This is a genomic window from Streptomyces anulatus (genome assembly GCF_000721175.1).
Classification (GTDB): domain Bacteria; phylum Actinomycetota; class Actinomycetes; order Streptomycetales; family Streptomycetaceae; genus Streptomyces; species Streptomyces anulatus_C.
This window is the reverse complement of the sequence record NZ_JOEZ01000036.1, coordinates 40,127-60,928: the sequence shown is the minus strand read 5'-3', so window position 1 is coordinate 60,928 and position 20,802 is coordinate 40,127. Positions and strand designations below refer to the sequence as shown.

Annotated in this window: 17 protein-coding genes and 1 riboswitch; of the genes, 8 read left to right on the top strand and 9 right to left on the bottom strand. The window is 71.2% G+C overall.

Annotation, left to right across the window (positions count from 1 at the left end):
• Positions 1-569 precede the first annotated feature (569 nt).
• The 4 genes from IG90_RS0132260 (at position 570) to IG90_RS0132245 (ending at position 4,280) form a co-directional block, all read left to right on the top strand.
• Positions 570-1,208, top strand: a complete 639-nt coding sequence (locus IG90_RS0132260; RefSeq protein WP_030592650.1) for an HAD family hydrolase — start codon at positions 570-572, stop codon at positions 1,206-1,208.
• 44 nt (positions 1,209-1,252) lie between these two features.
• On the top strand, positions 1,253-2,437 hold the full coding sequence (locus IG90_RS0132255) for a helix-turn-helix domain-containing protein (RefSeq protein ID WP_030592647.1): 1,185 nt from the start codon (positions 1,253-1,255) through the stop codon (positions 2,435-2,437).
• Positions 2,438-3,033: 596 nt separating this feature from the next.
• Positions 3,034-3,171: a hypothetical protein gene (locus IG90_RS44485; RefSeq protein ID WP_157846370.1), complete on the top strand. Its 138-nt coding sequence runs from the start codon at positions 3,034-3,036 to the stop codon at positions 3,169-3,171.
• Positions 3,168-4,280: a methyltransferase domain-containing protein gene (locus tag IG90_RS0132245; protein ID WP_030592644.1), complete on the top strand. Its 1,113-nt coding sequence runs from the start codon at positions 3,168-3,170 to the stop codon at positions 4,278-4,280. Before IG90_RS44485 ends, IG90_RS0132245 begins: the two co-directional genes overlap by 4 nt.
• Before the next feature lie 462 nt (positions 4,281-4,742).
• Here IG90_RS0132245 and IG90_RS0132240 read toward each other — a convergent pair whose 3' ends face one another.
• From IG90_RS0132240 to IG90_RS0132230, 3 genes are all read right to left on the bottom strand, one after another.
• Entirely contained in the window at positions 4,743-5,417 is a 675-nt protein-coding gene (locus IG90_RS0132240; protein WP_051860344.1) for a hypothetical protein, read from the bottom strand.
• Entirely contained in the window at positions 5,414-6,637 is a 1,224-nt protein-coding gene (locus tag IG90_RS0132235) for an AAA family ATPase (RefSeq protein WP_030592638.1), read from the bottom strand. Before IG90_RS0132235 ends, IG90_RS0132240 begins: the two co-directional genes overlap by 4 nt.
• Before the next feature lie 166 nt (positions 6,638-6,803).
• The gene (locus IG90_RS0132230) at positions 6,804-7,913 is read right to left on the bottom strand and encodes a cobalt-precorrin-5B (C(1))-methyltransferase (RefSeq protein ID WP_030592635.1); all 1,110 of its coding nucleotides are present in this window, start codon (positions 7,911-7,913) and stop codon (positions 6,804-6,806) included.
• Positions 7,914-7,930: 17 nt separating this feature from the next.
• Between IG90_RS0132230 and IG90_RS0132225 the strand changes: the two genes are divergently transcribed.
• On the top strand, positions 7,931-8,722 hold the full coding sequence (locus IG90_RS0132225) for a cobalt-precorrin-6A reductase (RefSeq protein ID WP_030592632.1): 792 nt from the start codon (positions 7,931-7,933) through the stop codon (positions 8,720-8,722).
• Here the strand turns inward: IG90_RS0132225 and IG90_RS0132220 are convergent.
• The 3 genes from IG90_RS0132220 to IG90_RS0132210 are packed head-to-tail and all read right to left on the bottom strand — an operon-like array spanning position 8,683 to position 12,220.
• Complete coding sequence (locus tag IG90_RS0132220) at positions 8,683-10,230, bottom strand: precorrin-2 C(20)-methyltransferase (RefSeq protein WP_030592630.1); 1,548 nt, start codon at positions 10,228-10,230, stop codon at positions 8,683-8,685. The two genes, IG90_RS0132225 and IG90_RS0132220, sit on opposite strands and share 40 nt — an antisense overlap.
• 11 nt (positions 10,231-10,241) lie before the next feature.
• Positions 10,242-10,868: a precorrin-8X methylmutase gene (locus tag IG90_RS0132215; protein WP_030592628.1), complete on the bottom strand. Its 627-nt coding sequence runs from the start codon at positions 10,866-10,868 to the stop codon at positions 10,242-10,244.
• A gap of 56 nt (positions 10,869-10,924) precedes the next feature.
• Positions 10,925-12,220, bottom strand: coding sequence for a cobalamin biosynthesis protein CobG (locus tag IG90_RS0132210; RefSeq protein WP_030592625.1), 1,296 nt, complete (start codon positions 12,218-12,220; stop codon positions 10,925-10,927).
• Between the two features lie 350 nt (positions 12,221-12,570).
• Positions 12,571-12,650: riboswitch (cobalamin riboswitch) on the top strand.
• Between the two features lie 92 nt (positions 12,651-12,742).
• Between IG90_RS0132210 and cobN the strand changes: the two genes are divergently transcribed.
• Positions 12,743-16,348, top strand: coding sequence for a cobaltochelatase subunit CobN (cobN, locus tag IG90_RS0132200; RefSeq protein ID WP_030592623.1), 3,606 nt, complete (start codon positions 12,743-12,745; stop codon positions 16,346-16,348).
• Positions 16,349-16,485: 137 nt separating this feature from the next.
• Here the strand turns inward: cobN and IG90_RS0132195 are convergent, their stop codons facing one another.
• From IG90_RS0132195 to IG90_RS0132185, 3 genes are all read right to left on the bottom strand, one after another.
• Complete coding sequence (locus IG90_RS0132195; protein ID WP_030592620.1) at positions 16,486-17,526, bottom strand: ParA family protein; 1,041 nt, start codon at positions 17,524-17,526, stop codon at positions 16,486-16,488.
• Positions 17,523-18,722 carry an ATP-binding protein gene (locus tag IG90_RS0132190; RefSeq protein ID WP_030592617.1) on the bottom strand — a complete coding sequence of 400 codons (1,200 nt, stop codon included), beginning with the start codon at positions 18,720-18,722 and terminating at the stop codon, positions 17,523-17,525. The genes IG90_RS0132195 and IG90_RS0132190 overlap by 4 nt, the downstream gene beginning before the upstream one ends.
• A gap of 72 nt (positions 18,723-18,794) precedes the next feature.
• Positions 18,795-19,403 carry an ATP-binding protein gene (locus tag IG90_RS0132185; RefSeq protein ID WP_209443585.1) on the bottom strand — a complete coding sequence of 203 codons (609 nt, stop codon included), beginning with the start codon at positions 19,401-19,403 and terminating at the stop codon, positions 18,795-18,797.
• A gap of 314 nt (positions 19,404-19,717) precedes the next feature.
• Between IG90_RS0132185 and IG90_RS0132180 the strand changes: the two genes are divergently transcribed.
• Both IG90_RS0132180 and IG90_RS0132175 read left to right on the top strand, forming a co-directional pair.
• The gene (locus IG90_RS0132180) at positions 19,718-20,569 is read left to right on the top strand and encodes a helix-turn-helix domain-containing protein (protein ID WP_030592611.1); all 852 of its coding nucleotides are present in this window, start codon (positions 19,718-19,720) and stop codon (positions 20,567-20,569) included.
• A gap of 11 nt (positions 20,570-20,580) precedes the next feature.
• A complete protein-coding gene (locus IG90_RS0132175) occupies positions 20,581-20,772 on the top strand; it encodes a hypothetical protein (RefSeq protein WP_030592608.1) in 192 nt (63 codons plus the stop codon).
• Positions 20,773-20,802: the final 30 nt, after the last annotated feature.

The following is a 20,802-nucleotide window of genomic DNA, read 5'->3' as shown; positions in this document are numbered from 1 at the left end:
CGGAGCGTGCGGGGGCGGGCAGGGCGGAGCTAGTGTGCTGTGTAGCCAAGGGATCGTCTTTCTAGGGTGTCGATCTTGCGGTGAGACCCCGGCCTGGTGCTTCCAACACCTGCCGGGGTCGTTTGGTTCTCGAACCGTAAGCAGTCGTGACGCTGCGCCGCAAGCTGTCACGATTAGTCATACTTCCTGGCCGTGACGGGGTAGGGAGGTGGGGAGGTATTCCCAACCTGCCTGTATCTACCTGCCGGTTAAAGAAGGCGCTCGAACCCCGGGTCCCGTATCCCGGAGCTCGAAGTTCGGGCCCCGAGGCTCGGACCGGAGCCCACTTACGTACCCCCGGAAGAGTGACCTGACCGTCCCGAAGCTCGAAGCTCAGGGCTCGGGACCCGAGCTTCGAGGGATGAGGTGGAGACAGCCTGGCCTGCGAGTGCGCGGGGTCTTCCATCTCGCGATCACTCGGCCGCCGCCTGCGATCGCAGCATGATTCGTGCAGACCGGGGCGTCGTGCCACGGAGGCCCGGGTCCGGGAGGACGCCGCGGTGTCCGACTGTCTCCCCTAGGCTCGACGTGTGAAGACGTTCGTGTTCGACATAGGTGAGACTCTCGTCCGCGACGACCGCTACTGGGGTTCCTGGGCCGATTGGCTCAGCACGCCCAGGCACACTCTGTCCGCCCTCGTCGGCGCCGTGACCGCCCAGGGGCTCGACAACTCCGAAGCACTGAAGCTTGTTAAGCCGGGCATCGACATTCCGGCCGAGTACGCCGCGCGAGAGGCAGCCGGTCGAGGTGAGTACCTCGATGAGTCCGACCTGTACGAAGACGTCCGCCCCACGCTCGCGAAGCTTCGGCAACTCGGGATGCGCGTCGTCGTCGCAGGCAACCAGACCGTGCGCGCGGGCGAGTTGCTTCGGGCGCTCGACCTGCCCGCCGATCTTGTCGCAACCTCTGAGGAGTGGGGCTGGGCCAAGCCGTCGGCGGAGTTCTTCGCAAAGGTCCTGGAGGCGTCGGGTGTTCCCGCGAGAGACACCGTGTACGTCGGCGATCACCCCGCGAACGACACGTTCCCAGCCGCCAGGGCCGGGCTCCGCACGGCCCACGTCCGCCGGGGCCCCTGGGGGCACCTATGGGGCACCGACGACCAGGTGCACACGACTGCCGACTGGGTGATCCAGTCGCTATCGGAACTCACCGCGATCGCCGGAAAGTAGAGGAACCGGTCTCCCCAACGTCGTCGCGTGCATACGGTCAGTGAGTGTCTTCCGACAGCCCGCAGGAGATCGGCAGGCGGATCGCCGCCTGCCGCCGTGCACACCGGTACACCCAAACCGCACTTGCGGCGGCCTCCCATGTTTCCTACGCCATGGTTCGCGCCATCGAGCGAGGTGCCCGCCGGCCCAGCGACGAAGTACTCGAAGCGATCGCGGACGCCCTTGAGGTGGACGTCACGCGTCTGCGCACGGATCACGTCGGCACGGAGCGACGTGTCCACCGGGCGCTGCCCGCCCTGTCGGAAGCGATCGCTGGATACGACCTGGCTCTGGGCCCGCCGGCGCGTGGACCGGAAGAACTGGCCGATGAGATCACCATGGCGGTGGGCTGGCGGCTCGCCGCCCAGTACGGCCGGATCGCCACTGTCATCCCTGGTTTGCTGACCGATGCGATTCGGTACGTCCATACTGCACCCGGTGCCGAACACCAGGTTGCCGCGCGGATGCTGGCCTCTGCTGCTCGCACCGCCGATGCCGTCGCATACAAGCACGGGGCGCACGACCTCTCCGCGCGGCTCATCGATCTGATGCGCTGGGCAGCCGACCGCGCTGCAGACCCCCTCGTCCAGGCGGCCGCCTCATACGTCCGCGCCGAGACGTTCTTCGCCGCCCGCGCTCACACAGCCGGCCTGGTCGCGCTGGAGCAGGCCATCGATGCCGCCCCGCCACCCGACGGGCGGAGGCAGGCAGCCGCTCGCGGCGCGCTCCACATGAGAGCCGCAGTGATCGCGAGTCGCGCCCAGAACGCAGGAGCGACCGACACGCACCTGGCTCATGCCCGACAACTGAGCGAACAAGTCGGCCGAGAAGGCTGCTACCTGGGCACGGCCTTCGGGCCTGAGAGTGTCCGCATCCACGAAGTGTCCGTCGCGGTCGGCCTCGGACCCGACCATGCCGACCGGGCCCTCCATGCCGCCGCCGCGTGGACACCGGGCGTTGACCTGCCGGCCGAGCGCCGCAGCGGGTTCTACATCGAACTCGCCAGGGCCCAGGATTGGGCGGGCCGCCCCGTAGAGGCCTTCACCAGTCTCCGGCTGGCACGTGCTGCGGCACCCCAGCACACGCGCGAGCACCCGTGGGCACGCGATGTCGCCCGAAATCTGCGCCGCTTCCATCGCTCTGACGCCGAGAGCCTTACGCACTTCGCCCACTGGGTCGGGGCGGTCTGAACCGTGCCTTGCTGCTACACGCCGTAGCAGTCAGGCCTGGTCCTGGCATTCATGCTCTACCCGTATGCACCAGAAGGGTAGTTGAGGGGATCGGATGAACATTCCCGTGCTCGTGGAGGGACCGCGCATCGCCCAGCAGCACGCCGGGGCAGACCGCGCGAGGAGCAGCCGGAGCGAGAGCGACGACACCACGTACAGGACTTGGCTCGGGCACACCCAGCGTTGCGCTACCTGCCGCGCCGGAGTGTCCTGCTCGACAGCTGTGCGCTTGGGCCGTGCCTGGCGAGAGGCCCGGCGCGGTTGAGGTGTTACGCGGAGGGCGACGCGCACGACTTTCCGGTCGAGGACGAAACGGGGGCCTACTGTCCGGAGCACGGGGTGACGCTGCTCTGGCGTGGTGCCCCGATCACCGCCGTCGATCTGACCAGGGGTGCGGGTGCCGACCTGGGCGGGCTGTCGGCCGGGCCGGACGATCCGTACGGGGTCGTCTGCCGCAGCGTCTTGGCGTCGGGTCTGCCTGCCGCGCATGCCCTTTACAGGCTGCACCACCGCCCCGCCGATCGAACCGTTCCACCGAATAACAGAGGAGATGGACGATGACGATGACCATCAACCCCGTGGAGGTCGACGGCGGCAAGCACGGCGGGCCGCCGTCGGACAAGCCGTGGACTCCGCCCTCGGAGCCGAAGCCGTCTCCGGACGGCAGCCGTCCCACGTTCGTTCCGCAGTCGTGAGCGCCGCATACCAGGTGCCCACCTACCCCGCGCTCGTACAGGACTTGGCCGACCGTGGGCTGCTCAGCGCCCGTTGGCGGCAGGTGTTCGAGGCCGTGCCGCGCAGCCGGTTCGTTCCGACCAGTGTGTGGCGGCAGTTGCCCGACCGGTGTGAGCCGGTGGTGGGGACCGATGCGTGGCTGGCGTTGGTGAACAGCGACGAGCCGGTCGTCACGCAGCTCGACGACGGGGTCGAGGGCGGGCCCGGTGTCGCGACGTCGTCGAACTCGATGCCCTCGATGGTGGCCCGGATGCTCGGGCTTCTCGATGTCGAGGACGGGATGCGGGTGTTGGAGATCGGGACCGGGACGGGGAATGTGTCCGCGTTGCTCTGTGAGCGGCTCGGTGACGATCTGGTCCACAGTGTCGAGCTGGACCCGGTCGTGGCCCGGCAGGCGGCGGAGGCTCTGGCGCAGGCCGGGTACCGCCCGCATCTGCGGGTCGGGGACGGCGAGCGACCGTGGCCCGGCCTGGGGCTGGTGGACCGGCTGATCTCCACGTGCGCGTTGCGGTACGTCCCGTACGGGCTGCTCCGGCAGGTCCGGCCCGGCGGAGTCGTGGTTGCCCCGCTCGCCCGGGAGTTCTGGTCCGGTGCTCTGGTCCAGCTCCGCGTTCAAGCCGACGGCACCGCGACCGGCCCGTTCCGCGGCGGGGCCACGTACATGCCGATGCGGTCCCATCGCGTGCCCGATCTCCACGAGGTACGGGGCAAGGGGCGGGCCCGTGCGGCGGGCCTGGATCCCGCCCGGCTCCTCGACCTCGGGTTCGCTCTGTATGCGGGGGCGCGGTTGCCCGGCGTGCGGCTCATCCACCAGGACACCGCCGACGGTGTTCAGGTGTGGGTGACCCGTGAGGACGGAGGCGCTGCGACGGCCGCCACGGGGGAGGAGGTGTGGCAGTACGGGCCCGGGTTCCTGTGGGAGGAGATCGAGCAGGTCTGGTGGGAGTACGAATCGGTCGGGCGACCCGACGCCGAGCAGTTCGGGCTGACCGTGACCGACCGGGGGCAGCAGGTATGGCTCCGCGACCCGCGCGAGGTCATCCGGCCTGGTAGGGGGTGCTCGGTATAGAGGGCTCGGCTCTGTCCCGAAGCTCGGGTCTCGTGACCCGTGACCCGTGACCCGTGACCCGGGACCCGGGCTTCGGGAGCGAGCGCCGGCCGCCGCGCTACCCCCGCCCCACCACCACTCCCGCCCGGTCGATGCAGATCACGTCGACCGCGACCGGCGCGCCCCGCAGAACCGCCGACGCCTCGTCCAGCGGGCGCCGTTGTGAGGACTCGTGATCAACTGGCGCTTGAGGCCATCTCCTGTACGCCTTCCCAGGTGTGCTGCTGGACGTGACCGGCGAAAAGGCAGCAGCCGTCTGCGCTTGCGCCGGTGCTCAGCGCTGGGCAGTCCGGGAGGGTGACCGCCTGCACCTTGTCCTCTCCGTACCCCGTGCGTGGTCGAGAATCTGGCCCGACTGTGTGCGTGCGAGAAGGCCGACGGCGGGGGCGAGGCAGTGGAGCGGTCCCGGGGTAGGGGCGGGAGTCAGCGACCGGGCGGGCGCGGAACCTCCCAGTCGCGGATATCCGCGACGAATTCCTGGTAGGAGCGATTCGACCCCTTGGGCTCGGTGAGTAACCCTTGCGCCAGAGCTACGGATACGATCTCCGGGCCGTCGCTCTCCCTGAAGCGGGGGTTCGTGAGGAGACCTTCGAGATCTTCCTTCGGATTCTGGCGGCGCCCGCTGTCCTTGCCTTTCCACGTCGCTGGAATTCTCCAGGAAGCCCGGTGCAGAGTGAACGCTTCGGGGAAGAGGAGGAGCCAGGCTTCGGACTCGGCGGCTGCGAGCGCGTACACGGATGAGGAGTCGCCGGCCGCCTTGCCCAGCGCGGCCGAGACAGCCTTTCGCGCGGCGTCGTAGGCAGGGCCGGGGCAGGCGTCCATGTCTTCGTGCACGGCGATCCCGACGAACTCGCCCGCCTTCAGACGGGCTTTGCCTCGTGCCTTGCTGACCAGGGTGTTTGCTGCTGTGGCCAGTTCAGCGCCCGACTTCTTCCGTAGGCGTACGGGATCGGTGATCTCGGTGAGAGTGACGGCAGCAGCAAGGGCCGGATGGGTGGCCTTGATGAACGCGGCCAGCAAGCGGCGATCGTTCGCGCTCTCGCCCGCAAGCACGACGATGCCCCGGCCGGACGGCTTGGATATCCGCCTGCGGCTCACAGCTCGTCCTCTGTCAGGTCGCCCCCCAGCACGCCGGAGAACCACAGCTCGCCAAGGGGCTGGTCACCTGTCTCCGCAACGATCGTCCGGATCTGGGTCGTTGTCAGGGCGGGGATGATGGAAGCTCCGTTCTCGTCCCGGTCGCACACGATGAACTCGTGAGGTTCCAGCCGGTCGACGAGTGCGGGGGAGTGGGTCGCCACGATGAACTGCGTTCGCGCCGAGGCTTCCCTCATCCGCTCCACAATGAGTTCGAGAGCTTGCGGGTGCAGGCCGTGGTCGATCTCTTCGACGCACGTCAGGGCCGGTGGCTGAGGATCGTAGAGCATGGCCAGGAGACCCAGCAGGCGCACCGTCCCGAATGAGGCATCAGCCAGCGGAGTGGGCCGGCGCAGGCCGCGTTCGCGAAGCACCACCGCCAGGCGATCGGCGAAGCCCCCGACCTGCTCGAACTCGATGGCATCCAGCTGCGGAAGAACGCGGCGGGCATCGTGTGTCAGATGATCCCAGCGTTCCTCGTCGGTGCTGAGCTGGATCAGGAACGCCGCAAGGTTCCTTGCGTGCGGCTCCAGACGGCCGGCCTTGATCGAGTGGGTGCGTGTCGGCTGTCGAGCAGCAGTGACGTCCACGTCGAAGACCCTGAAGGACGACAAGCGCTCCGCGACCCTTGTCACTTCCTCCCCGCCGTCCGACCGTCCCAGCCGGGGCAGGGTGGACAGACCGCTGCTCAGCCGCTGGATACCGAACTTGCCTCCGTCGGACTCACGACCGGCCCTCTCGTCCACGACTCGGGCTGCATCGCCGGAAATCGTGATCCGACGGCCCCGGCCCTGAGTCCGCTTGAACCGGAAACTCTCCTGACGTGACAAGGTGTAGGAATCGCGGCTGCCGGGCAGGGAGCGCCTGCGAATGGTCAGCGAGTACTCGTCCGGAGCTTTCGCGCTCGCATGCGTGGTCCAGTCCGCTGTGAGGCGGATGGCCATGGAAGTGGGCGGTTTTTCGCCTCCCCAGAAGGCTACTTCGTCGAATCCGCCGCGCTCGTCGAGCGCCGGTTGCAGGTCTGTGCGGATGATCGCAGCAAGGAAGTCGAACACTTTGAGTACGTTCGATTTGCCCACCCCGTTGGGGCCCACCAGGACGGTGAGCGGTCCGAGGGGGATCGTCACGTCACGAAGGCTGCGGAAGTTCTCGACGTGTAGTTCCAGAAGACGGCCGGGCATGGGATGAACCTATCGGGTAGCAGGTCGCCGGGCGGCGCAAGTGCCTTGAGGAAACAGCGTCCAGACTGATGTGCTCAGGTGGCAACAGCCTCTGTGCAGCGTAGACCGTGCGGCTGACACACCGTTCTCGATTGTGCGAAGCACGGAAGGCCGTTGCTTCGCCGCGCTACCCCCGCCCCACCACCACTCCCGCCCGGTCGATGCAGATCACGTCGACCGCGACCGGCGCGCCCCGCAGAACCGCCGACGCCTCGTCGCGGGCCCGTGCTGCCACCAGGTCGCCCAGCGGGACGCCCGCCGCCTCGCACAGGCGCAGTGCCTCCAGGCCCGTGTTGGCGGTGGCGATCCGGGAAGCCAGCGGTTCGTCCGCGCCGCCCCGGCGGGCCAGGTCGGCCAGGAAGGGCTTGTCGACCTGGGAGCGGGCCGAGTGGAGGTCCAGGTGGCCGGCCGCGAGTTTGGAGAGTTTGGCGAAGCCGCCGCAGATCGTCAGGCGGGCGACGGGATGACGGCGTACGTACTTCAGGACCGCGCCCGCGAAGTCCCCCATGTCCAGCAGCGCGATGTCCGGCAGGCCGTACTCCGCGGTCACCGTCTTCTCCGACGTCGAGCCCGTGCAGCCCGCCACGTGGGTCAGGCCCGCCGCCCGCGCCACGTCCACGCCCCGGCGGATCGAGTCGATCCAGGCCGAGCAGGAGTACGGGACCACGACGCCCGTGGTGCCGAGGATCGAGAGGCCGCCCAGGATGCCGAGGCGGCCGTTCCACGTCGAGCGGGCGATCTCCTCGCCGTGGTCGACGGAGACCGTGATCTCCACGTCCCCCGACTCGCCGTGCTCCGCCGCCAACCGCTCCACGTGCTCCCGCATCAGTTGGCGCGGCACCGGGTTCACCGCGGGCTCCCCGACGTCCAGCGGCAGGCCGGGGAGGGTGACCGTGCCGACGCCCGGGCCGGCCCGGAACACCACGCCCGAGCCCGGCGGCAGCCTCCGTACCGTCGACCTCACCAGCGCCCCGTGCGTCACGTCCGGGTCGTCGCCCGCGTCCTTGACCACCCCGGCGCTCGCCCGCCCGGCCGTCAGCTCCTCCACCGCCAGCGCGAACGCCGGTGTCTGGCCCTTCGGCAGCGTGATGGTCACCGGGTCCGGGAAGTCGCCGGTCAGCAGTGCCGTGTACGCGGCCGTCGTCGCCGCCGTCGCACAGGCGCCGGTCGTCCAGCCGGGGCGCAGGCCGGTGTGCTTGAGTTGGGCACTGCGACCGCCCCGCGCCTCAGCGTTCATGAGAAGAGTCCGTTCCGATGCCTGTGCTGCCTGTGCACGTTCTTGTTCTGGGGGGTACGACCGAGGCCCGCCGACTGGCCGAGAGCCTTGCCGGCGACCGGCACGTCCGGGTCACCACCTCGCTCGCCGGGCGCGTCTCCGCTCCCCGGCTGCCGCCGGGTGACGTGCGCGTCGGCGGGTTCGGTGGTCCCTTCGGGCTCGCCGCCTGGGTGCGTGAGCACGGCGTGGACGCGATCGTCGATGCCACCCACCCCTTCGCCGCGACCATGAGCCGGAACGCGGCCGAGGCCGCCGCGCAGGCCCATGTTCCTCTCCTCGCCCTCCGCCGGCCCGGCTGGGTCGCCCAGGACGGTGACCGCTGGCACTCCGCCGGATCGCTCGCCGAGGCCGCCGGGCTGCTGCCCGCACTCGGCGAGCGGGTCTTCCTCACCACCGGGCGGATGGGGCTCGCCGCCTTCGCCGGAGCGGGACTCGATGAACTGTGGTTCCTCGTGCGGTCCGTCGACGCTCCCGAGCCGCCCTGCCCGGCCCGGATGGAGGTCCTGCTCGATCGGGGGCCGTTCACGCTGGAGGGCGAGCGGGAGATCATCCGGCACCACCGCCTCGACGTCCTCGTCACCAAGGACAGCGGCGGGGACGCCACCGCCCCCAAGCTCACCGCCGCCCGTGAAGCCCAGATCCCCGTCGTCGTCGTCCGGCGGCCACCGGTACCGGAAGGGGTGCCGGTGGCCCGTACGCCCGACGAGGCCGTGCGGTGGGTACGCCGGCTCTACGCGGAGGGCTCCGGCGACGCCGGCGCCTCCGGGTAGCGGCGCGGCGTCCAGACGACCGACCGGCCCGCCCCGCCCCGCTCCACCCACCGCGTCTGCGACGAGCCCACGATCAGCAGCGTCCGCATGTCCACCTCCGCCGGGTCCAGATCCGCCAGCCGCACCGTCCGCACGCTCTCCGTCGGGCCGCCCACGTCCCGGCCGAGGACGACCGGCGTGTCCGGCGAGCGGTGCTCCAGGAGCAGGTCGCGGGCCTTGCCGACCTGCCACGTACGGGACTTGGAGCCCGGGTTGTACAGGGCCAGCACCAGGTCCGCCGAGGCTGCCGCGCGCAGCCGTTCGGCGATGACCTCCCACGGCTTGAGCCGGTCCGAGAGGGAGATCGTGGCGTAGTCGTGGCCCAGCGGGGCGCCCGCGCGGGCGGCGGCGGCGTTCGCCGCGGTGACGCCGGGCAGCACCCGTACGGGGATGTCCTCGTACGCGTCCTGCGAGGCCACCTCCAGCACCGCCGTCGCCATCGCGAAGACCCCGGGATCGCCGCCGGAGACCACCGCGACGCGGCGGCCCCGCCGGGCCAGGTCCAACGCGAACTCGGCGCGCTCCGACTCCACCTTGTTGTCCGAGCCGTGCCGCGCCTGGCCGGGGCGGACCGGCACCCGGTCCAGGTAGGTCGTGTAGCCGACCACGTCGTCCGCCGCCGCCAGCGCCCCGCGCGTCTCGGGCGTCAGCCACAGCGGGCCCGCCGGGCCGGTGCCCACGACCACGACCTCGCCGCCGGTCCGTTCGGAAGGCCGCGGCGCGTCCACGCGGCTCGGCAGCACCGCCACCGAGAAGTACGGGACCGACGCCGGGTCGATGTCCGCGAGGTCGCCCGTGCGCTCCCCGGCCATCGTCGCCCGCTCGACGTACCGTGCCTCCGCCAGCCTCCCCGACGCCTCGAACGCCCCGCGCACCGCCGGGAACGTACGCCCCAGCTTCATCACCACCGCCGTGTCCGTGGCGGCGAGACGGGCCGTCAGCTCCTCCTCCGGCAGCGTGCCGGGCAGGATCGTGAGGATCTCCTCGCCCTCGACCAGGGGGGTGCCGAGGCGGGCCGCCGCAGCGCTCACGGACGTCACGCCCGGGATGACCTCGGTCGCGTAACGGTCGGCCAGGCGCTTGTGCATGTGCATGTAGGAGCCGTAGAACATCGGGTCGCCCTCGGCGAGCACCGCGACGGTCAGGCCCGCGTCCAGGTGCGCCGCGAGGCGGGCCGCGGCCTTCTCGTAGAACTCCTCCAGCGCGCCCCGGTAACCGCCCGGGTGGTCCGTGGTCTCCGTCGTGACGGGGTAGACCAGGGCCTCCTCGATGTGGTCGGGCCGCAGGTGCGCCGCCGCGATGGACCGGGCGATCGAGCGGCCGTGCCGGGCGCTGTGGTACGCGACGACGTCCGCCTCGCCGATGGCCCGGACGGCCCGCAGGGTCATCAGCTCCGGGTCGCCGGGGCCGAGGCCGACACCGTAGAGCCTGCCGCCGCCACTCTTGATCCCGTTCACCGGAGAGGTCATTGGAGGGGTCACTACTCTTCCTCGCTGGCGATGGCGTTGAGCGCCGCGGCCGCTATCGCGCTGCCGCCGCGCCGGCCGCGCACGATCAGGTGCTCCAAGCCCGACGCGTGCTCGGCCAGGGCCTCCTTGGACTCGGCCGCGCCGATGAAGCCGACCGGGACGCCGATCACGGCGGCCGGGCGCGGGGCGCCCTCCTCGATCATCTCCAGCAGGCGGAAGAGGGCGGTCGGGGCGTTGCCCACCGCGACCACCGCCCCCTCCATCCGGTCCCGCCACAGCTCCAGGGCCGCCGCGCTGCGGGTGGTCCCCATCTTCGCGGCCAGCTCCGGCACGGACGGGTCGGACAGCGTGCACACCACGTCGTTGTCCGCGGGCAGCCGCCTGCGGGTGACCCCGCTGGCCACCATCGCCACGTCGCAGAGGATCGGTGCGCCGGAGCGCAGGGCCGCGCGGGCGTCGGCCACGGCGTTCGGCGAGAAGGCGAGGTCAGTCACGAGGTCGACCATGCCGCAGGCGTGGATCATCCGGACGGCGACCTGGCTCACGTCGGCGGGCAGCCCGGCCAGATCCGCCTCCGCGCGGATGGTGGCGAAGGACTGGCGGTAGATCGCCGGTCCGTCCTTCTCGTACTGGTGCACAGTGCTGTCGCTTTCTTCTGCCGGTATGGGGAGGGGATGGGGGAAGGGGAGCGTGCTCAGGCGCGGGCCGCGGCCACCGCCGCCGCGAGTGCCGCCGGGTCGTCGCGGACCGTCGCCGATGGGTCCCGGCGGTCGCCCCGTACGTGGGAGATCCGGTGCCCGTCGGGCGTGACGACCACATCGATCCACTCCCCGTGGGGGTGGCCGCAGCGGCGTTCGCACCCCGACCAGTACACAGGGAGCCGCCCGACCGGTCCGACAGCGGCCCCCGCTTCGGCCCGCACGTCGGACAGCGACTTGGCGCAGCCGGGGTGGCCGATGCAGGCGCCGACGCCGGTCCACGGGGAGTCGGGGCCGGTGATGAGCCCGGCCGCCGCCAGGGTGTGGAGCGCCGCCGCCGCGTCGTTCTCGCCGAACGGGCCGGGGATGACGATTCCGCGCCACGGGGTGAGCCGCAGCTCGTCCCCGTACCGCCGGGCAGTATCGGTGAGCAGCCGCCACTGGGCGGCGGACAGCCGGCCCAGGGGTACGCCGACGCTGATCGCGGTCGCGGCGCCGCCGTGGTCGTCCGGTGCGGTGACCGGGCCCGGTTGCGGAGCCTTCGCCGTACGCGGGCGGGGGCGGTTCACGACCGGACCAGCCGCCGCGCCGACGGCTCGGACCACCTCGGCCCGTACGTCGTCGGGCAGGTCCTTCACGCGCCACGCGCCGGAGTCCCGGGCGGCGCGGAGGAACGCCTCGGCGGCCAGGAGCGCGGCGCGCGGGCCCTCCTCGGCCGGTACCCGGAACACCTCGTCCCCGGCCCCGATCCGCAGGAGGGAGCTGTCGCCCGCCGCGATCAGGGTCACGTCCGCGCCCAGCGCGTCCACGTCACCGCGCCCGTCGTCGAGGGCGAAGAGGAAGCGGCCGGAGAGCGATGCGGCGGCGGCCGACGCGCACACCAGGCCGTCCAGCGCGGACAGCCGGTCGCCGAGTGCGGGCGAACCGTCCAGGCCGGCGAGCGGCGAGGCCACGATGTTGCGGGCCCGCTCGTGCGCGGCGGACGGCAGCAGCCCGGCGGCGGTGAGCAGTTCGGCCGGTCCGCCGCCGCACTCCGCGTCGAGGCCGCGCAGTTGTACGTTGCCCCGCGAGGTGAGATGCAGGTCACCGTCGCCGAACCGGCCGGCCACCGCGAGCAGTGCGTCCGCCCGGTCCGCGCTCAGCACCCCGCCGGGGATGCGCACACGGGCCAGGGCCCCGTCGTCGGCCTGGTGCAGCCGTAGCGTCCCCGGGCAGGCGTCGCCGCCGTCGCGGGGGGATGTGCCGCCCGTGGAAAGGGGCGAGGGGGCGGATTCGGGCATGGCGGCGAGCATACCGACCGTGCCGATGCGATCGGCGGGCTCGCTCCTGTGACCTGCGGGACAGCCGGCGGCGGGCCGGCCCGTACTGCGGGACAGTCGGCGGCGGCGGCGGGCCACCCGTACTGCGGGACAGTCGGCGGCGGCGGGCCACCCGTACTGCGGGACAGCCGACGGTGGCGGGCCACCCGTACCGCGGGACAGCCGAACGCGGCGAGCCGGCGGGACAGGAGGCGTCCGGCGCGGAGCCGAACCCGCAAGCAGTGATCACCACCGCACCCCCGCCCCCTGCCCCGCCCCCACCTCGGCCGCTTAGGATGCAGACGGTGGTCCGTTCAGGCCGCCATCGCCAGACGGCGACAGGGGAGGAAGCCCGGTGAGATTCCGGCGCGGTCCCGCCACTGTGAGCACGGCCGCCACCACCGGCCGGGCGAGTCAGGAACTCCCTTCCCCGAACGCCCGGTCTTCCGGCCGGGCGTGGGGAGACCCTCCGACACCGCCCGGGGCGTGGACACCCCGAGGAAGGCCTGACGCAGCATGATCCTGCTCCTGTCGACGTCCGACACCGACCTCCTGAGCGCCCGCGCTTCCGAGGGACCCGTCAGCTACCGGTACGCCAACCCCTCCCGCGTCTCCCTCGACGGACTGCCGGACCTGCTGGACGGCGTCGACCTCGTCGTCGTACGCCTCCTCGGCGGCGTGCGGGCATGGCAGGAAGGGCTCGACGCGGTGCTGGCCACCGGCCGCCCCGTGGTCGTCCTGACCGGCGAGCAGGCCCCCGACGCCCAGTTGATGGCCGCGTCCACCGTGCCGATCGGCATCGCGGCCGAGGCGCACGCCTACCTCGCGCACGGCGGGCCCGCCAACCTGGAGCAGCTGGCCCGGTTCCTCTCCGACACCGTGCTGCTGACCGGCCACGGCTTCGAGCCGCCCGCCCCGGCCCCCGCGTGGGGCCCGCTGGAGCGGGAGGCCCGTGCGGTCCCCGAGGGTGCGCCGACCGTCGCCGTCCTCTACTACCGCGCCCACCACATGAGCGGGAACACCGCGTTCATCGACGCGCTGTGCACCGCCGTGGAGGACGCCGGGGCCCGGCCGCTCCCGCTGTACGTCGCCTCCCTCCGTACGCCCGAGGCCGAGCTGATCGACGCGCTCCGCGCCGCCGACGCCATCGTGACCACCGTCCTCGCGGCAGGTGGCACCAAGCCCGCCGAGGCGTCCGCCGGCGGCGACGACGAGTCGTGGGACGCGGGCGCGCTCACCGGGCTCGACGTGCCGGTCCTCCAGGCGCTCTGCCTCACCAGCCCGCGCAGCGCCTGGGAGGAGAACGACGAGGGCGTCTCCCCGCTCGACGCGGCCACCCAGATCGCGGTGCCGGAGTTCGACGGCCGGCTGATCACCGTCCCCTTCTCCTTCAAGGAGATCGACGAGGACGGGCTCCCGGCGTACGTCGCCGACGCCGAGCGCGCGGCACGGGTCGCCGGGATCGCCGTACGGCACGCGAAGCTGCGGAACATCCCGAACGCCGAGAAGAAGATCGCCCTCGTGCTGTCGGCCTACCCGACCAAGCACTCCCGGATCGGGAACGCCGTCGGCCTCGACACCCCCGCCAGCGCGGTCGCCCTGCTGCGGCGGCTGCGCGCCGAGGGGTACGACTTCGGGCCCGAGGCCGACATCCCGGGGCTGGTCTCCGGCGACGGCGACGAGCTGATCTACGCGCTGATCGAGGCGGGCGGCCACGACCAGGAGTGGCTGACCGAGGAGCAGTTGGCGCGGAACCCGGTCCGGATCCCGGCCGCCGACTACCGCCGCTGGTTCGCCACCCTCCCCGAGGAGCTGCGCCTTGCGGTCGAGCGGCACTGGGGCCCGGCGCCCGGCGAGATGTTCGTCGACCGGTCCGCCAACCCGGAGGGCGACATCGTCCTCGCGGCCCTGCGGCGCGGGAACCTCCTCATCCTCATCCAGCCGCCGCGCGGTTTCGGCGAGAACCCGATCGCGATCTACCACGACCCCGATCTGCCGCCCTCGCACCACTATCTGGCCGCCTACCGCTGGATCGCCGCCTCCGCCGACGACAACGGCTTCGGCGCGGACGCGATGATCCACCTCGGCAAGCACGGGAACCTGGAGTGGCTGCCCGGCAAGAACGCCGGCCTCTCCGCCGCCTGCGGTCCGGACGCCGCCCTGGGCGATCTCCCGCTCATCTACCCGTTCCTGGTGAACGACCCGGGCGAGGGCACGCAGGCCAAGCGCCGCGTCCACGCCACGCTGATCGACCACCTGGTGCCGCCGATGGCCCGCGCCGACAGCTACGGCGACATCGCACGCCTGGAGCAACTCCTCGACGAGCACGCCCAGATCGCGGCCATGGACCCGGCGAAGCTGCCCGCCGTCCGCGCGCAGATCTGGACGCTGATCCAGGCCGCGAAGCTCGACCACGACCTCGGCCTGGAGGACCGGCCGGAGGACGAGGGCTTCGACGACTTCATCATGCATCTCGACGGCTGGCTCTGCGAGATCAAGGACGTCCAGATCCGCGACGGCCTGCACGTGCTGGGCAACCCGCCCGCCGGGAACGACCGGGTCAACCTCGTCCTCGCCGTGCTGCGCGCCCGCCAGATCTGGGGCGGTACGGCATCCCTCCCCGGCCTGCGCGAGGCGCTCGGGCTCGACGAGTCGGCCGCCACCCGCACCGCCGCGGACACGATCGAGGAGCAGGCCCGCGCGCTCGTCCAGGCGATGGACGACGCCGACTGGGACCCGGCCGCCGTGGCGTCCGTGGCCGCCGGGCTGCCGGACGCGGTCGCCGACATCCTCACCTTCGCCGCCACCGAGGTCGTCCCGCGCATGGCGGCCACGACCGATGAAATCACGCACGCCGTCCACGCGCTGAACGGCGGGTTCGTCCCCGCCGGGCCCTCCGGTTCACCGCTGCGCGGGCTGGTCAACGTCCTCCCCACCGGCCGCAACTTCTACTCGGTCGACCCGAAGGCCGTCCCCTCCAAGCTCGCCTGGGAGACCGGCCAGGCGCTGGCCGACTCGCTCCTCACCCGCTACCGCACCGACAACGGCGACTGGCCCACCTCGGTCGGCCTGTCCCTCTGGGGCACCAGTGCGATGCGCACGGCGGGCGACGACATCGCCGAAGCCTTCGCACTGCTCGGCATCCGCCCCGTCTGGGACGACGCATCACGCCGTGTGACCGGCCTGGAGCCCATTCCCTACGCCGAGTTGGGCCGCCCCCGGATCGACGTGACGCTGCGCATCTCGGGCTTCTTCCGCGACGCGTTCCCGCACACGGTCGGGCTGCTCGACGACGCCGTACGGCTGGCCGCCTCGCTGGACGAGCCGGCCGAGCAGAACCACGTACGGGCGCACACCCAGGCCGACCTGGCCGAGCACGGCGACGAACGACGGGCCACCACCCGCATCTTCGGCTCCCGGCCCGGCACGTACGGCGCGGGCCTCCTCCAGCTCATCGACTCCCGTGACTGGCGCACCGACGCCGACCTCGCCGAGGTCTACACCGTCTGGGGCGGCTACGCCTACGGCCGGGAGCTGGACGGCCGCCCGGCCCGCGAGGAGATGGAGAGCGCCTACAAGCGCATCGAGGTCGCCGCGAAGAACACCGACACCCGCGAGCACGACATCGCGGACTCCGACGACTACTTCCAGTACCACGGCGGCATGGTCGCCACCGTGCGCGCGCTGAAGGGCAAGGCCCCGGAGGCGTACATCGGGGACTCCACCCGCCCCGAGACCGTCCGCACGCGGACCCTCGTCGAGGAGACCTCGCGCGTCTTCCGCGCCCGGGTCGTCAACCCGAAGTGGATCGAGGCGATGCGCCGCCACGGCTACAAGGGCGCGTTCGAGCTGGCGGCCACGGTCGACTACCTCTTCGGGTACGACGCCACGACCGGCGTCGTCGCCGACTGGATGTACGACAAGCTCACCGAGACGTACGTGCTCGACCCGGAGAACCGCCAGTTCCTCCAGGAGGCCAACCCCTGGGCCCTGCACGGCATCGCGGAACGCCTGCTGGAGGCCGAGTCGCGCGGCATGTGGGCCAAGCCGGACCCGGCGGTGCTGGACGCGCTGCGCCAGGTGTACCTGGAGACGGAAGGGAACCTGGAGGGCGAGGACTGACGGTGGGGAGCTGACGGGCCCGGTACGGGGGCCGGCGGACCGACGCATCGACGCCGCGTTCGCCGCCCCCGCGTGCCGGGCCGCACGGTGGGCCTGCACGCGCGGACGTGCCAGCGGGGGGCCGTGTCCCGACTCCGTCACCTGTCGGCCACGCGGTCCAGAACGCTCTCGGCCAGCCCCCTGAACTCCTTGTAGCAGGTCTGCACGTACTTCTGGGTGCTGCCGAGCGCGCCGTCCGCGGCCTTGAGTTCGAACATCGGCTTGCGTGCGTCGTGGGCGAGGGGCATCAGGCTGCGGTAGTTGCGCAGCGTCGCGATGTGATGGGGGGCTCCCTCGGACGGAGGATCCTTCGCGTCGTCCAGAACGGCGGAGGAATAGACGAGGGGAATGCGCGCGAGCCAGCGCTCGTAGGCCTTCACCGGGCGGTCCAGACGCATCTCAGGCTGCATGATCACGTACCCCAGCGGTGTCATCTCCGCCGGGGGCGCCGAGATCCCCGCCGGCACCTGCGGCAGGACGACCTGCCGCCAGTTGTGCCGCCATTCCCGCAGGGTCGGGCCCAGGTTGCTGAGTCCCTTGAGGGAGAACAGATCGGCGGCGAGCGGCATCAGCACGCTGTCGGCGGCGATCAACGCGGCGCGGTTGATGGCACCGAGGTTGGGGCCGACGTCGATGAGCACGATATCGGCCTCTACGGATGCGGCGGCGTGCTCGATCATGCGGTGGAACGCGGTGGTGGTGCGGATCGCGGCGATGTCCCCGGCGAACGACTTGAACCACTCGTTCGAGAGCTTGTCCTCGAACCGGCTCAGGTCGAGGCTTCCGGGAAGCAACCACAGCCCCGGCTTCAGCAGGACCGGCTCCACCAGTGCGACGTCACCCGTGCCCTCCAGAATGGGCCGTACGGCGTCGGCGACGGTCCGGCCCTCACGGATACGCCCCGTACCGTTCAGTTTCGCCGGTACGAGGCCCTGGGCGATCAGCTCGGAGGGGTTGGACCAGAGATCCTCGATCTCGCTCTCGTCCAGGCACACGGACGTCAGATTGGCCTGCGGATCGAGGTCCACGGCCAGGACGTTGCGGCCGAGGCGGCCCATCATGTGCGCCAGGTGGTACGCGAGGGTGGTCTTGCCGACGCCGCCCTTGTTGTTGAACAGCGCGATCGAAGTCGCGGTCATACGACCCTCCTGAGGGTCACGGCCCAGGACGAGTCGTCCACCTGGAACTCGGCGGGCGGATTGCCGTTGCGCTCCAGGGCGGCCCGCACCCGGCCGATGCCCCGGCCGAAGCGGTTGACGTAACCGAGCCCCTTCAACGCGGCGGCGAGCGACGGGTTGCGGTAGTCCGTCACCAGATCGAAGTTGTCGTCCCGCACCTGGCCGAACGGCCCGCCCGGATTGGTCACCTCGATCCGGTCGTCGAACCAGACGATGCGGGTCGGAGCGTAGGAGGTTTCGTAGTTCCGGTGCATCAGGGCGTTCATGCAGATCTCCCGCAGGGCTTCCAGCGGGTAGTCCGGTTGCGGGGTCTCCCGAAAGCCGTCGCCGACGATCCGGGTCCTCAGATTGCTGCGCAGGAGAGGCTCCAGCCGGGCGGCCGTGCCGATGAGATTCTGCCGCAGCTCCTGCTCGTCGGCTACGGGCGCGTCGAGGTCGGCCCCTTCGTACCGCACGAACTGGACGTACGCCCCCGGGATGCTGCTGGACGGGTCGAGCCCCACGGTCAGCAGGCCGAGAGCGGTGGGGATGCCGTCCGGCGTGGCGAGATGACAGGAGGCCAGCTGGACCGCGAGCGGGCGGCCGTTCTCCTCGATCACCTCGGGATCGACCATGGAGGGCAGATAGGACCGCTGGAACAGGTCGAGGTCCAGATCCTCACGCGTCGCGCGGACCACCGGCCGGACGTCGAACGGCCCGTCCCCCGACCGGCGACGCTCGGACAGCACGCGTTCGTCCTCCCGTCCGGCCCGCCGGGTGGTGGGTCCCGGCCGTACCCAGACCACGCCGTCGCAGCGCACGGGCGGCGCGGCCGAGGCTTCCACGCGCAGATGCACGACCGGCTTGCCCTTGTAGGGGGCTACGCGAACGGTGAGCGAGGGCCGGTCGAGAATGCGACCATCGTCCCGGAGGTCCGTCAGGGCCAGCAGCGCGCGATCGCTCGTGTCGACACCGTCCACCGGCTCTCCGGCGTCGTCCACGCCCACGAGGATGTCACCGCCCCCATGGCCACAGAGATCGTTGGCCATGGCGCACACGGCCGTGGCGATGGCGTCACCGCGCTTGCCCTCCCGCTTGGCCGTGCGCTTGAACTCCAGCGTCGTGCTCTCACGCGTGCCCAGGACATCGGCCAGATCGTCGTTGCTCACGGTACGCATCCTCTCAGTTCCCGGCGGGCCGGGCAGCGGGACCGCGGGTGCCCGCCGGGTGACCCCGGACCGGCCCGACGGTCAGGCCGCCGGACGCTCCGGCGCGTGCGGGATCCCGGCCCACGTGCAGGTTCCGGCGCCCGGCGGGTGGGCGGGGCCGAAGCCCCAGACGCCGAGACGCGCCTCCACGAGTTCCGCGACGGGGGCGAGCAGGCACCGACGCCGTTCGTCGCAGGCGGCGGCGAGGCGGGGGTGACGGTGAGCGGCGTGTGTGTCGTACACGGTGAACTGGAGCGCGTTCTCAGCCGAACACAGCGAGAGGTGGAGCTGCTCGCCGGCTCCGGTGAGTCCGCAGGCGTACGCCACCAGGTCGTGTGTGAGCAGGAGCGCCGCGTCCGTCAGCTCCGCCGCTGCGCGGTGCGTGTCCAGGATGATCTCGACGGCTTCCTGGGCGATGGCCGGTGTCGCGAGAGCCGAGGGCAGCGTAAGGCCGTGGACGAGGTTCGCGAGGGACGGTTCGGTGAGGTCCGGAGGAGGTGGCGGACAGTGGGTGAACCTTGCGACGGGCCTGGGGGAGAGCGGCGCGAGGCGAGGGAGGTCCCCGTATCCGCGTCCGCTCCAGGGGCCGGACCGCGTATCGGTGGCCTGACCTTGCGAGGCAGGTACCGGAGTGGGCGTGTTTTCGGGCATGAGGGCTCCGCTCAGGGGAAGGGTGTGCCGTCTGGTGGGACGGTGTGGTGGTGCGGACCGGTCGATGCGTCGTCCGCGCGGCGGTGCAGTGGCTCGTCTCCCTGGCGCGGGCGCGCCCCTCCCAGGGCAGGAGGACGCGGGCAGGCCCGCGCGATGCTCTTCGTTCTCGCTTTGCGTGAGCTTCGCGTGACTTACGGTAGAGGAATGATGGTGGCATTTACCACCTCGATTGAGAAAATGCCCCCAACCTGGTGTCTGGTTGAGGCCGCGATGCCAGGCAGACTGTTCACTCACCGACCCGGGAGAAGCGCCGCATGCCGCCACGGACTGTCCCCAGCGAACGTCAGAAGCGACTCGGTTCCGAACTGCGCAGGATGAGGAACGACGCGGGCGAGAGCACGGAGTTCGCCGCCCGGTTGCTCGGGGTGGACAGGGCGAAAGTTTCGAACATCGAGTCAGGCGTCCGTGCCATCACGCCTGAGCGCGTACGCACGCTGGCGAGCAACTACGGGTGCGGTGAGACGCGTTACGTCGATGCTCTCGTCGCCATGGCCGAGCCGCGCCCAAAGGACTGGTGGGAGGTCTATCGGGGGCAACTTCCGGCCGGACTCCTCGACATCACCGAGCTGGAGTGGCATGCCACCTCGGTGCGGGCCGGAGTGTTCCTCCACGTCCCCGGCCTGCTCCAGACGGACGGATACGTGAGGGCCGTTGGTCATGCTGCGCTGCCCCCGCTGTCGGACCACGAGATCGAACTTCGCGTCTCGCTTCGGCTGCAGCGTCAGCAGGTGCTGCATCGGCCCGATCCGATCGCGTACACGGCCTACATCCACGAAGCCGCCCTGCGCATCGAGTTCGGCGGAATGAAGGTCATGCGCGCGCAGTTGGACCATCTGTGCGAGATGAGCCACCTCCGCCATGTGGATGTGAGGGTGGTGCCGTTCAGTTCCGGGGCTTTCCCTGGGGCCGGACAGGCCCTGTTCTACGCCGGAGGAGTCGTTCCGCAGCTGGACACGGTGCAACTCGACTCGGCCCATGGGCCGGGGTTCACTCACGCGACGGCGCAACTCGACAAGTACCGCTCCCAGCTGGACTGGATGGAAAGGGCCTCCCTCAGTTCCAGCAGGTCGCGGGACTTCATACTCGCCCTCACCGGCACCCGATAGGAGACGTGGCCATGGCCGACATCACGTGGGAAGAGCCTTTCTGCGCGGAGAGTTCCAACTGCTTCCGCCTGGGTACCGACGCCGACGGCAACGCCTACATAGCGGTCGCCGGGCAGGAGGGGGCCTACCTCACGGACACCCGGGAGGCGCTGAGCACCCTCATCCGGGACATCAAGGCAGGGAAGGCCGACCACCTGCTGTAGCGCCACCTGCATCTCTGTGACGCGTACGAG